At 65.3% G+C, this 13,651-nt stretch carries 8 protein-coding genes and 3 pseudogenes; all 11 read left to right on the plus strand.

Features of this window, described 5'->3' with window-relative positions; all coding sequences use genetic code 11:
* The coding region (locus AC067M_RS45390; protein ID WP_478702856.1) for a transposase family protein at positions 1–505 on the plus strand (505 nt) is incomplete at its 5' end.
* A pseudogene (locus AC067M_RS45395) lies at positions 496–2,208 on the plus strand (IS481 family transposase); the annotation flags it as partial. The gene AC067M_RS45390 and the pseudogene AC067M_RS45395, both read left to right, overlap by 10 nt.
* A 143-nt stretch (positions 2,209–2,351) precedes the next feature.
* On the plus strand, positions 2,352–2,879 hold the full coding sequence (locus tag AC067M_RS45400) for a hypothetical protein (RefSeq protein WP_478702857.1): 528 nt from the start codon (positions 2,352–2,354) through the stop codon (positions 2,877–2,879).
* A gap of 144 nt (positions 2,880–3,023) precedes the next feature.
* Positions 3,024–3,398, plus strand: a pseudogene (locus AC067M_RS45405) (integrase); the annotation flags it as partial.
* 10 nt (positions 3,399–3,408) lie between these two features.
* Positions 3,409–3,693 carry a DUF7336 domain-containing protein gene (locus tag AC067M_RS45410; protein WP_478702858.1) on the plus strand — a complete coding sequence of 95 codons (285 nt, stop codon included), beginning with the start codon at positions 3,409–3,411 and terminating at the stop codon, positions 3,691–3,693.
* Between the two features lie 198 nt (positions 3,694–3,891).
* Positions 3,892–4,176: pseudogene (locus AC067M_RS45415) on the plus strand (SCO3933 family regulatory protein); the annotation flags it as partial.
* A 265-nt stretch (positions 4,177–4,441) separates the two neighbouring features.
* Positions 4,442–5,098 carry a class I SAM-dependent methyltransferase gene (locus AC067M_RS45420; protein WP_478702859.1) on the plus strand — a complete coding sequence of 219 codons (657 nt, stop codon included), beginning with the start codon at positions 4,442–4,444 and terminating at the stop codon, positions 5,096–5,098.
* Entirely contained in the window at positions 5,095–6,108 is a 1,014-nt protein-coding gene (locus AC067M_RS45425) for an HNH endonuclease (RefSeq protein WP_478702860.1), read from the plus strand. The genes AC067M_RS45420 and AC067M_RS45425 overlap by 4 nt, the downstream gene beginning before the upstream one ends.
* Before the next feature lie 694 nt (positions 6,109–6,802).
* Positions 6,803–8,809 (plus strand): type I restriction-modification system subunit M, encoded by a 2,007-nt coding sequence (locus AC067M_RS45430; RefSeq protein WP_478702861.1) that lies wholly within the window; start codon positions 6,803–6,805, stop codon positions 8,807–8,809.
* 158 nt (positions 8,810–8,967) lie between these two features.
* A complete protein-coding gene (locus AC067M_RS45435) occupies positions 8,968–10,083 on the plus strand; it encodes a restriction endonuclease subunit S (protein WP_478702862.1) in 1,116 nt (371 codons plus the stop codon).
* A gap of 5 nt (positions 10,084–10,088) precedes the next feature.
* Entirely contained in the window at positions 10,089–13,322 is a 3,234-nt protein-coding gene (locus AC067M_RS45440; RefSeq protein ID WP_478702863.1) for a type I restriction endonuclease subunit R, read from the plus strand.
* The last annotated feature ends 329 nt before the right edge of the window (positions 13,323–13,651 follow it).

The following is a 13,651-nucleotide window of genomic DNA, read 5'->3' on the forward strand; positions in this document are numbered from 1 at the left end:
GGGTCTGCTGAAGGTCCTGCGTGAGGCCGACCCCGACTTCGTCCTGCTGGACGGCACCCTCGCCGAGTGCGACCGGGTCGGCGACTCACGCGCGGACTACTCCCACAAGCACCGCCGGCACGGTGTGAACGTGCAGGTGGTCACCGATCCGGAAGGCCGGCTGCTGTGGCTCTCGCCCGCGCTGCCGGGCCGGGCTCACGACCTGACCGCCGCCCGCACTCACCGGATCATCCGCATCTGCGAGCGCCAGGGCGTCCCCATCCTGGCCGATCTCGCCTACCAGGGCGGCGGCCCCTGGCTGACCACGGGCATCAAACGCAGGCCCCTGCGGGAACTCACCCCCACCGAGAAGACCGTCAACCGGGCCCTGGCCGCGGCAAGGGCACCGGTCGAACGCGGCGTTGCCCGCCTGAAGTCCTGGCGGATCTTCCGCAGATGCCGGTGCAGCCCCAACCGCATGACGTCAATCACCAAAGCCGTCCTCACCCTGGAGCGGCAACGCTGAAGAAGCTCAGTGGGTGGAAGTCGAGGTATGAGGCCTCGGGCCTGGCCGGGCTGGTGGACCGGTCGCGCAGGCCGGCGTCGTGTCCGCATCAGGCTTCTGCTGAGGTGGAGGCGGCTGTGTCTGAGCTGCGGCGCAAGCATCCTCGGTGGGGTCCGCGGAGGATCGCTCATGTGCTTGAGCGGTCCGGGGCGGTCACGCCGGTGCCGTCGCGGATGACGGTGTATCGGATCCTGGTCCGTCATGGGCTGGTGGAGCCGGGGGTGCGGCGTCGGAAGCGGTCGGATTACAAGCGCTGGCAGCGGGACCGTGCGATGCAGTTGTGGCAGATGGACATCGTCGGCGGGGTGATGCTGGTCAACCCGGTGACCGGTGAACTGACCGAGGCGAAGGTCGTGACCGGTGTGGATGACCACTCCCGGTTCTGCGTGATCTCGTCGGTGGTCGAGCGGGCGACGGGACGGGCGGTCTGCGCGGCGTTCGACCGGGCCTTGCAGAGGTTCGGGGTGCCGGAAGAGGTGCTGACGGACAACGGTAAGCAGTTCACCGACCGGTTCGGTCACGGTGGTGAGGTGTTGTTCGACCGGATCTGCCGGGAGAACGGGATCGCGCACCGGCTGACCCAGCCGGCGTCGCCGACCACGACGGGCAAGGTCGAGCGGTTCCATCAGACGCTGCGGCGTGAACTCCTCGACGACTGCGGTGCCTTCGAGAGCATCGGTGCGGCTCAGGCGGCACTGGATGCGTGGGTGGAGGAGTACAACTCCGAGCGGCCGCACCAGGCCCTGGACATGCAGTCCCCGGCGGACCGGTTCACCCCGGTTCCCGAGCAGGAGCGAGACGTGCCGGGCCTGAGGATTCCTGGAGTGCTTGCCCTGGTGCCGCAGCAGCGGACGGCTCCCGCTGCGGTGCCGGATCCGGTCGAAGCGGCGCCGGCTCCTGCCCCTCTTCCTGAGGTGGTGCAGGTGGACGAAGGCGGGCCGGTGGAGTTCGAGCGAGTGGTGCCCGCGAGTGGGAACCTGCAGGTCGCGGGCAAACAGTTCTGGCTCGGCCCGGCCCGCTCGGGGCTGACGGTGACGTTCTGGGCCGACACCTCGGTGATCCATCTACTGATCGCCGGGACGCGGATCAAGACCGTGCGCTCGCACCTGTCCGTCTCTGATCTGGCGGTGCTGGCGGCCCGGGGAGGACGTGCGGCCGGGCCGGTACCGCTGCCTGTCGGTGACGGGGCGGCGTTCGAGGTGGACCCGGTGGTGAACAACAGCGGGCTGGTGGGCCTGGGCGGGCACCAGGTGCTGGCCGCGGAGATTCTCGGCGGCCGTCAGGTGGGCATCCGGATCGACGGTGAGACGCTGTCGTTCTTCGACCTGTCCTCGCGGGAGCTGCTGCGGGTGCGGCCCAACCCGCTCAGCTCCGACGAGGTCCAGCGTCTGCGCGGTCTGCGGCCCGCAGGCCCGCCGCCCAGGCCGAGCGTGGAGCCGGTCCGCATCCAGCGGCGGATCAGCGCTGTGGGCACGATCATGGTCTGCCGCCAGACTGTCTCCCTCGGCCGCCCCTACGCAGGCCAGACGGTGACTGTGCACGTGTCGGACTCGACGATCAGCGTCCACCTGGACGGCCAGGTCCGCGTCATCCAGCGCACCACCGACATTCCCGTCCGCCACGTGAAGGCGAACAAACCCCGTGAAGTTTCCGATGTTGTCTAGGCCCACCGTCAAGCAACACCTGGGACCAGAACGTCAGCCATCACCTGGGACTAGACATACGGCTGGTGTGCCATGACGCTGTGGGCGTTGGCCCAGCAACAAATGCGCGGCATTCGGAGCGATCACTCTGCCAGGATGCCGACATGGGGAACACGCATGCTTGGCCCGTGTTGCGGACCACGAACCTGGATGAGGCGTTGACGCTCGCGGAGAGGTTGCTGTCGGTCGCGTCCTGGTATGACCCCGATGGCTGCTACCTGGACGCATGGGCGCACGACGACGATCAACTGCGGCGTCTGACTGAAGCCTCTCCAGGGGCGAGGGTTAAGTGGTACGGGGTGGGCGATCCCAGCCCGCGCGCGAGTGTGCGCTTGGGGGCCACGACTCTTACGCGGGCACGCGAGGCCTTGGGAGCCTGGGCGGACATCACAAGGTGCTACATCCTGTGGCACAACATGAAGTGGCCGGCCGTGCCGGAGCTTGGGCTGGGCGAGGAGTACAAGTACGCCGAGTTGCAGGTCGCGTGCAACAGTCACACGATTCACTGCGAGGAGTGGGCGCCCGAGCACACCGTCTTCATCCATGCACGACCCGGGCATGACGAGCGTGCCGCATGGCTGGCGGCTCAGGTCGGCGCCCGGGTTGTCGGCCCCGCTGAGTTCGGGTGGTAGGTCGTTCGGCGCCTGAGGCTGGCGATCATCGCCATTTAGCATCCGGAGTCTCCTGCTCCGTGGTGTAGAACCCTGGGTATGGGGAGTGAGCGGCGGGAACGGATGCAGGCGCTTGGGGCACGGCTTCGGGAGCTTCGTGCGGAGGCCCTGCCCACTGGCTCACCTGAACACACGGTTGCCCTGGCCGAGTACCGCGACGCACTGACAGGACTGCGCAACCGGCCAGGCGGCTTCTGGATCGCCGGCCCCGACCCGCAAGCGGCTGAACACGCCCTCACAGGGTCCGTACCGCTGGACTCGCTGACGTCCGTGACACTGCTCAGCGATGGCGCAACGCGACTCGTCGACTCCTTCGAACTCGACACCTGGCAAGAGACGCTGACCGTTCTTGGCTCTTCCGGGCCTGACGAACTGATACGGCGTGTACGCGAAGTTGAGGCCGGCGACCTCGATGGTCAGCGCTGGCCGCGGGGCAAGGCCCACGACGATGCCACCGCCCTGCACTGGGCTCTGTCGTAGCCTCCAGCGCATGACGGTCTATCTGCTGTGGCACATCGGGCACCAGAACGAAGCCGGTGTTGACGGTGCCACCCTGCACATCGACGGAGAGGCGGTGTATGTCGACGAGCAGGACGGCGACGACGTCAAGATGCTCGGCGTCTACTCCTCCCAGGACAAGGCTGAGGAGCGCATGCGCCGAGCGCGGCTCCTTCCCGGCTTCTCCGACGAGCCGGACTGCTTCGTCATAGACGCGCACGCGCTCGATGAGGACGAGTGGACTGAGGGGTTCGTGCGGGTTTCCTCCGAACGGTAGGCCGCGGTCGACCCTGCTCTGCGGGGCGGTGTTGCGTCGGCCTGGTCGGCTCTGGTGACGGCACCTGGGGTGCTGCACCCGGCAAGCTGGATACCCCCCTAGACGGTTAGGGCGGGCAACTCCCCATGCTGTCTAGGGAGTTTCCAGTTAGTCGACGTGGCGCCGACCAACAGGCGCCGCCAACAGTGAGGTTCAAGAATGTGTGTCATCCCCGTTGACTCCTGGGACGCAACGCTGCTCATCACGAAGCTGCCCGAGACCGAGGTGAGGGGTCGTCAGACTGGGGAGATTGCAGTAGACCCGGTGACCAACAACCGGCTCGTGGTCCTGGAGCTGGTGTTCATCGCCCAGGGCGGCTCGGACATGATCAAGGTGACTGTTCCGGAGCCGGGCGTCGGTGAGGGCCTGGTGATGGGTGCCCCCGTCATCCGGTCCGGCCTCGGGTGCCCGCCGCGCTGCCCTCGCCCTACAGGGCGACGCCGAGCGCCTACCCACCCAGCCATGGGCCCCAACTGTGCACGGCGAGTTCGCCGGCCGCGAGGGCGAGTGGCACGAGACCCCCTACCGCAACCCGGTTTGGCGACCAACGGGCGATCATCGCGTCGGTACAGACCGCCGTGGCCACCTCGCTACGCCTCGCCCCGGCCGAGGGCGGAGAGAACGCCGAGCAGGTGCCATGCGGTGCGGTACATGTTGGCCACGATGCCGCGCGTCGGCCGATGTCAGAGCGTTCCCGTAGCTTGAATCCATGGTCGGTACAGGCGAGAACTTCACTGAACCCGGCGAGTCGTCTGTGGTGGGTCAATCCGCTGCGGGCGTCCAGCCCTACTACGCACAGAACGCCGAATTCCTCGGGCAGCGGTATGGGAGCGTCACCTTCGAGGATGTGCATCGTGGGGTGTTGGATCTGCTGCCATCGGCCCCGGCGAGGGTGCTGGACGTCGGGGCTGGCACTGGGCGGGATGCCGCGGCATTGGCGCAGCGCGGCTACCAGGTGGTGGCGACGGAGCCGGTGCGCGAGTTGCTGGAGGTCGCACAGAGCCTGCACCCGATCCCAGACGTCCGTTGGCTAGAGGATTCACTGCCTGAGCTGTCTCGTCCGGAAGGTTCCTTTGAGCTGGCGCTGTTGTCGGCGGTGTGGATGCACCTGCCGCCGGCGTCACGTGGGCAGGCGATGGAGCGGCTGGCCACGCTGCTAGCTCCGGCGGGGCTGCTGGTCGTTTCGCTGCGACGCGGAGATCCGCCGACGGATCGGGTGATGTTCGACGTGCCTGCGGAGGAGGTCGTGCGGGACGGGCAGCAAGTGGGGCTGGGGTTGGTGCGAGTCGTAGAGGAGGGAGCCGACCGGCTTGGCCGTGCCGAGGTGTGGTGGCAGACGGTCGCCCTGCGCAGGGGGGAAGAGTGAGCGGGGCGGCGTTCTATGCCCAGGACGCCTCGGCGCGCGCGTCATGGCGGCTGGCAGTACTGATGGGGGCCAACTCGCGCACCTACAAGTTCGCTCTTGGCCAGGCATTGTTGGAGTTCGGACGGGACGGGCGACAGGAGGTCCCACTTGCTGAGCTCGCGGCCGCCTACAGCCTGGGCATGGTGCGCCACTTGGCCCAGGAGCCACAGGCGCCGCAGGCGGTGGAGTTAGGCGAGAAAGACTTCCTCTTCGTCGCTGAGCAGGAGAGCGCTGCCACGCTGAACGCTGGCCGTCCCACCGAGCGCCTATTGGCCGCCGCGGTGCGCTCTATGCCGGCGATGGTCATGCAGAAGTTCCACAACCTGCGTGGCGACACTGCGGTGCACCACACCTTCTACGACTTGGCTGGGACCGGGCGGCAGCGCATTGTGCGCCTGACCCCCGACCTGCTCCGCTTGGCACAGTCGGAGCAGGCAGCAAGCTTGACTGCTGAGCTGGGTGCGCGATGGAGCATTGTGGAGAGCTCCTTTGCCACCGGCGTCGGCCGTAGCCTGGTCGAGGAGGGCGTCGCGGTCGACTGGGGCACGCTTGAGATCACCGACAAACGCCGCCGCCGCTCGGTCACCGGCATCGTTGAGGCCACGGTTGGGTTCCAGCACGGCCGATGCCTCATCTGCGATGACGTCCTGGCCCCGAGCGACGCCACAGCCGTCGACCACGTCTTCCCGTTCTCCCTGATGCACCGCTTCGGTAGCGTCGGCTCTTGGCACGGCCCAGACCTGGATGCTCTGTGGAACCTCGCTCCTGCACATGCCGCCTGCAACGGAGCCAAGAGCGACCGGCTGCCCACTCAGGCGGAACTCGCTCGTCTGGCAGCCCGGAACGAGGCCATCATGAAGTCGCCCCATCCACTGCGCCGCACCCTGCAACTCAACATGAAGAGGGCCCTGCCCGGCCGGAACGTGTCCTCATGGACGGAGTTCCTGGGAGCAGTGCAGACGGCAGTCTGAGCCGGAACATCCGAAGTGCCTCGAAGATCGCCAGAACGTCGCCAACCGCCGGATCGCTGAACCCTCGGTGAGGACGACGACCAAGACGACGGGTCCGGGAGCCTCGGCGTGTTTGTGGGGTTGACCTGCGGATTCCTGCCCTGCGGCCAATCCACGCATAGTCCACAGCACCTGACATACAGCCGCTCCGAGCGGCACACGCCTGCACATACGCGAAGACCCCGTCTCAGCGAAAGCGCTGATGGCGGGGTCTTTGGGCACCTGAATCAAGGTGCCCCCGGCAGGATTCGAACCTGCGCACACGGCTCCGGAGGGCCCTTGGGTCTGGGACGACGTGGCAGGTGGTGTCCTTGCCGCTGGTAGAGCAGGCGAGCCCAGTCCGCAAATAGTCCACAGGGTTGCTGCCACCGCTTCGTAGGTTCAAGGGCTTCAGATCTCGAAGTCAGCGCCGGCCGACGTCTCCACGGCCGCCCCGCGCGTTGTTGACCTCGTCAGGGCCCTCCTGGTTGTGCCAGCGCGCGCCTTCAGATGAATCGAGTCGATCCCGACGTGGACGAGCCTCGCAAAGGCTGAGCCCAGGCGATCGGTGTGCCTCGGGGCTGCATCTGGATCGTTCTCCCTGATGTGTCGGAGCCCGTCGATAGGATGTGCCGAGTTTCTCAGCCTCTTCCCCAGACTAGGAGAACTATCCGTCGTGTCAGTCCTGTCCAGCTTCGTGTGGAGCGTCGCCGACACTCTGCGAGGCCCCTACGCCGAGGCCGAGTACGGCTCGGTCATCCTCCCCTTCACGGTACTGCGTCGCCTCGAGTGCGTGATGGCCCCGCACCGCGATGTGATGGCCGAGATCGTGGCCCAGTACCCGGGGGAACAGCAGCGGCGCACCCACTTGAAGCTCAAGACCCGCGCCACGGACAGCACGGGGCTGTCGTTCTGGACGACGAGCGACTACACGCTGAAGAAGGCACTGCAGGACCCGAACAACCTGGCCGCGAACCTCATCGACTACGTCGGCGGGTTCTCCGCGAACCTTGACGTGTTCAAGTCCTTCGACTTCGAGAACGTGATCCGCACGCTCGACGCTCGTGACCGCCTCGCCCAGGTGGCCCGTCACTTCGAGAAGCTCGATCTGTCGCCGGACGCGGTGTCCAACGCCGACATGGGCGACCTGTTCGAGAATCTCATCTACCGGTTCGCGGAGTCCGCCAATGACGGTGCAGGCCAGTTCTACACGCCGCGCGACGTCGTCCGTCTCCTCGTCGACCTGGTCTACGCGGAGGACACCGATGCCCTGCGCGGCCGAGGCACGGTGCGGTCGATCTACGACCCGACTGTTGGCACCGGCGGTATGCTCACGGTCGCCAATGAGCACCTGCGCGGGCTCAACCCTGATGCCTCTACGGCCCTTTTTGGTCAGGAGATCAACCCGCGCACGTACGCCATCTGCAAGGCGGACCTCCTCATTACCGGGCAGGATGCGTCAAACGTCCGCCAGGGGGACACGCTTGTTGTCGACCGCTTCGACGACCGTCGCTTCGACTACGTCCTTTCCAACCCGCCGTTTGGGACTGACTGGAAGGCCGTCGAGTCCGACGTCAAGAAGGAGCATGCCCGCGGCGGTCAAGGACGGTTCGCGCCGGGACTTCCTGCTGTTGGCGACGCGGCAATGCTGTTCCTGCTGCACGTGGCATCAAAGATGCGAGACGTCGACGAGACCGGCCGCGGTGGCAAGGCTGGGATCGTCTTGAACGGCTCGCCGCTCTTTAACGGGGGAGCGGGCTCCGGGCCCTCGGACATCCGTGGCCACATGCTTGAGAACGATCTGGTCGAGGCCATCGTCGCGCTGCCAAACGACATGTTCTACAACACCGGCATCGCCACCTACCTGTGGGTTCTGTCGAATGCCAAGCCGGCCGAGCGCAAGGGCCGCATCCAGCTGATCGATGCGACCGGGTTGGGGTCGAAGCTACGCAAGTCGATTGGCTCCAAGCGCGTCGAGGTCGCCGACAAGGACCGCGAGGCGATCGTGCGCGCCTTCGCTGGGACACAGAGTGATGGCGACGAAGTCACGGTGCCGACCAAGATTTTCGACAACCGGGACTTCGCGTACTGGACCGTCACTGTCGAGCGCCCGCTGCAGCTCCGCTTCGAGTGCACACCGGAGACCATCGAAGTGGTCGCTGAGCACAAGAAGCTCGGCCAGATCGTCGGCCTGGCCGAGGCTTTGGAGTCGTTCGGCGACGAGCCGTACCTGAACCGCGAGAAGTTCAACCGCGAGCTCGGCAAGCACCTCGGTAACCACGGCGTGCTGCTGACTGCGGCGCAGCGTAAAACGCTGTGGCAGACCATCGGAGTCCACGACGAGGCAGCCGACATTTGCCTGCACACCTCGGGTGCGCGCAAGGGTGAGCCGGAACCCGACCCGGCGCTGCGGGACACGGAGAATGTCCCGTTCGGCTGGGGCGAGCACGCCAAAACTCATGAGGCGCTCGAAGAAACGGTGCAGGCCTACTTCGACGCCGAGGTGAAACCGCACGTCGACAATGCCTGGATCGACTGGGACAAGACCAAGATCGGCTACGAGATCCCCTTCACCCGCCATTTCTACACCTACGAGCCGCCCCGATCGCTCGCGGAGATCGATACGGACCTTGAGCGTGTCGTCGGCGAGATTATGACCCTGCTGCGTGAGGTGGAGGGATGAGTAACGCGTCGGGAGCGCCGGGGAATGGTGGGTACCCTGAACTGCCACCGTCGTGGAGGCGTGTTCGGGTCAAGTCGGTCTCGCGCAGAGTGACTGATGGCGCACACATCTCACCGCAAACGGAGGGTGGAGTCTTCGACTTCGTCTCAACTCGGGACGTGAAGAATGGGACGATCGACTTCGCTGGGTCGTTGAAGACCAGCCCCGATACGTATGCGTACATGGTCCGCACAGGGTGCCGTCCTAAGCGTGGCGATGTGCTCTTTTCCAAAGATGGATCAATTGGGACCACAGCCCTAGTCGTCGACGACCGCAACTTCGTCGTCGCTTCATCGCTCATCATCGTCTCGCCAGATCAACGACGAATGACATCTCGGTTCCTGAATTTCGTTTTTTCTTCTCGGCCGGTTGCGGAGCAGGCCCGCAACTTTACCCGAGGAGCAGGCCTCCCACGGATCTCCGTTGCCAATCTGGCTCGCATCGAACTCCCGTGTCCGCCGCTTGATGAGCAGCGCGCTATCGCCGACTACCTGGATCACGAGACGGCCCAGGTTGATGCGCTTGTGGCGAAGCAGGAGGAGTTGATTGGGCTGCTGCGGGAGCGGCAGAAGACGGCAGTCAAAGTCGCAACCGGATGGGGACATTCGCTTCCGGATACCTGGACGTCTGTCCGCCTGTCGCACCTGTTCAGTGCGACTGGAAGCGGAACAACCCCCGCGAACGAAGACATTCTCGACGCGGCCGCGGGTGACGTTGCATGGGTAACCACGAGCGAACTGCGCGAGAGGCAGATTAATAGCACGCAGCGAGCCGTCTCCCTTTCGATAGTGAAGAAGTACTCGGCACTCAAGGTGTACCCCGCAGGAACCCTCCTGATAGCGATGTATGGAGCGACGATTGGACGCACAGGTATCCTTGGAGTGCCTGCTGCAACGAATCAAGCTTGCTGTGCGTTGGTCGGTCCTATTGGAACGTCGGTTGAGTTCGTGGAATACAGCCTCCAAGCGGCACGGGAGTGGCTCCTGCTCGAAGCATCTGGCGGGGGCCAGCCGAACATCAACCAGGACAAGGTGAGGGCCTTCCGGATTCCCGTTCCTCCACTCGATGAGCAGCGCGCGATCGTCGCGCACATCAACGAACAGACCTCGCGAATCGACGCCCTCATTGCCAAGGCCGAGGAGCACATCGCCCTGGCTAAAGAGCGGCGTTCGGCGCTGATCACGGCGGCGGTGACGGGACAGATCGACGTACGTACTGCACGGATGGCGGGGTGAGGGCCATGGCAGCACCTGACGGGACCCGTGAGGAGGCGTTCGAGACCGAGATCGCCGAGTACCTGGCCGCGCACGGCTGGGAGTACAGCAAGAGCGACGAAGGCTATGACGTCGAGCGGGCGATTTGGCCTGAGGACGTGCACTGGTGGCTGTCCGAGACTCAGCCGGACGAGTACGCCAAGGTCGTCCGCGTCGGAACGGGTGCTGAAACTGCGGACCGCGAGGCGCTCCTCGCATCCCTCGTGGCTCGACTGGATACGCCGATGAGCTCAGGTGGGGGCACGCTCAATGTGCTGCGCCGAAAGGTCTCCCACACCCGGGGAGCGACCGCGCACTTGCGGATGTGCCAGTTCAAGCCGGCCACGACACTGAACCGGGACGTCACCGAGCACTACCGGAAGGTGCGCTTGCGGGTGGCCCGGCAGGTGCACTTCTCCCCTAAGCGTGGAGACTCCCGGTCGATCGATCTGGTGTTTTTCGTCAATGGCCTGCCGGTGGGTACCTGCGAGCTGAAGTCGTTCTTCAAGCAGAAGTGGCGCACCGCGATCAGCCAGTACCGCAACGACCGGAACCCGGCAGGGCAGCCGCTGCTCGGGTTTGGCACCCGTGCCCTGGTCCACTTCGCCGTTGACGACGACCAGGTCCACATGACGACGAAGCTGGCCGGGGAGAAAACCTATTTCCTGCCCTTCAACCGCGGCCACGAGGTCTCCGGCGCGGCGGGGAACCCGCCGAACCCGGATGGTTCTTCGACGTCTTACCTGTGGGAAGAGGTGCTGCAGCGCGATAATTGGCTGGCCATCCTCGGGTCGCAGATGTTCCTAAAGACCGAGGCCGACGAAGACCCCGTCACCGGCAAGATCAAGCGGTCGACGGCGCTGATGTTCCCGCGCTACCACCAGTGGCGCGCGGTGACGAAGCTCGTCGACTCGATAACCGAGGAGGGCCCCGGTCGCCGGTACTTGATCGAGCACTCGGCGGGATCAGGCAAGACGAACACAATCGCCTGGACAGCGCACTGTCTCGCCCGGCTCCATGATCAGGCGAACGAGAAGGTGTTCGACAAGGTCCTGATCGTCTCCGACCGCAGAGTCCTCGACGCTCAGCTTCAGCAGGCGGTCGAGCAGGTCGATGACACGGTCGGCACTGTTGCGGTCATCGACTCCGCGGCCGTGCGCCGATCTGGTGGCTCGAAGTCCCGTGCGCTACTGGACGCGCTGACCGGCTCGGCTCTGATCGTGGTCGTCACGATCCAGACGTTCCCCTATGTCAAGGGTCTCCTGGAGAGGACGCTGGGTGATCGGAACTTCGCGGTGATCGTCGACGAGGCGCACACCTCCCAGTCAGGTAAGACGGCTGCCGATCTGAAGAAGGTCCTCACCGAGGGCAGCCAGGTCACCGACGAGGACGAGGTCGACAGTCAGGACGTCGTCAACCAGGTCGTGGAGGCCGATGCTGCTCGCGAGCAGCAGATCGCTGCCGAGACCGCAGCGCGCGCCGGGGCTCAGAACGTGTCCCTGTTGGCGTTCACGGCGACGCCCAAGACGAAGACGAAGACGCTCTTCGGACGAGAGAACGATGAGGGGAAACCGGTCTCTTTCGACGTGTACTCGATGCGGCAGGCTATCGAGGAGGGTTTCATCCTCGATGTGCTACGCGGCTACCAGACGTACAAGACGGCGTTCGAGATCGAAAAGCGCGGCGAGAGTGGCGTCGCCACTGGCATTACTGGAGGAGACGGAACCGACGATGATGCGGACCGTCTCGTCGATCCAAAGGTCGCGTCGCGCAAGATCATGCGGTTCGCGAACCTGCACCCGACGAACGTGGGGCAGAAGGTCGAGCTTATCGTCGAGCACTTCCGCGCAAATGTGGCCCACCTACTTGACGGGCACGCTAAGGCCATGGTCGTAACCGACTCGAGGCAGGCCGCCGTCCGCTACAAGATCGAGACGGACAAGTACCTTGCTCAGAAGGGGTACGGATACCAGTCCATCGTGGCGTTCAGCGACAAGATCAGCGACGATGAGTACGGGCTCAGCGACGTCACCGAAGCTTCGATGAATCCGGGCCTAGGATCGGATCTGGCCAGGGAGTTCCGTCGGCCGGAGTACCGGCTCATGCTGGTTGCCGATAAGTTCCAGACTGGCTTCGATCAGCCGCTGCTGTGCGCCATGTACGTGGACAAGCGGTTGCCCGATGTGCATGCGGTGCAGACGCTGTCCCGGCTCAACCGCACCTACCGAACGCCTTCGGGTGAGGTGAAGGACCGCACGTTTGTGCTCGACTTCGTCAACAACCCCGAAGAGATCCGCCAGGCGTTTCTGACCTACTACCTCGAGGCGCACGTCGAGACAGCGACGGACCCGAACCTCGTTCACCGGCTCGCGACCAAACTGGCCCAGGCAAGGATCTACACGCCGGCGGACGTGGAGCGCTACGCCGAGGCGTGGTGGGCTCCGACCCAGTCCCATGCCGCTCTCGCAGCTGCCGTGACGCCGGCGCGTGATGAGTTCGTGAACCGATGGACGGACGCGAACTCGCAGCAGGACAGTCAGGCGCTCGACGAGTTGCGGACCTTTCGGAAGGACTGCGGCTCTTATGTGCGTGTGTATGACTTCATGTCCCAGGTTGTCGACTATGGCACCAGTGATCTGGAGAAGCTCTCGGAGTTCCTGCGCCAGCTGACGCGTCTACTGCCCTCGGAGGAGGCCGGGGGAGACGTCGACGTGTCAGGGCTCGAGCTGCGACGGGTTCGTCAGATCGATCAGGGGAAGGCCGACATCGCCCTGTCCGGTGACCAGGACACACCCGGCCTGCGCGGCATCACCGGGGTCGGCTCCGGCGTTTCACGCCAGGACCCGCAGCGAGAGTTGCTTTCAAAGGTTGTCGCCCGGATCAACGCGTTGTTCGGTGCCGAGTTCGCCGACCCACAGATCGAGGGGTTTGTCATCGCTGCCGCCGGCATGGCCGAGGAGGATCCCCGCATCGCTGAACAGATTGACCACAACGCTGTCGATCAGTTCCTGGCGTCTCCGGATCTTCGAGAGACGCTCACCGACGCGGCGGTCTTGAACGAAGGCGCATTCGGCAAGCTCACCGGTGCACTCACCGGCGAGAACGAGCGCGCCGACGAGTTCGTCCGCCTCATCGGCGCTTACTTGTATCAGTCGCGCCGACTTCGAACGGTGGATGAGGCGGCCGCCGAAGACGTCGATGCGTCGGATGAGCTCCGGTGAGTGTGGTGCCAGTGAGAACCGAACCCAGCATCCGGCGGTCGAGTATCTACTTACGAATAAAAGCGAGAACTCGGCTTTCACCGCTGCCCGGTGACGGAGCTTCAGTTCTCGTTTTTATGTCCAGTGGTGGGGATTGGTTTTCTTGTCCTCGGTGCCTCTGCACACCACCACCGGCTTGACCCACCACTCACCTCAGACCCCGTCCCGTACGCCGTCGACCCACACATCGTGGAGCGGGCGTGGGGGGGGGGGGGGGGGGGGGGGGGGGGGGGGGGGGGGGGGGGGGGGGGGGGGGGGGGGGGGGGGGGGGGGGGGGGGGGGGGGGGGGG

This window comes from Streptomyces sp. NPDC043427 (genome assembly GCF_056436655.1).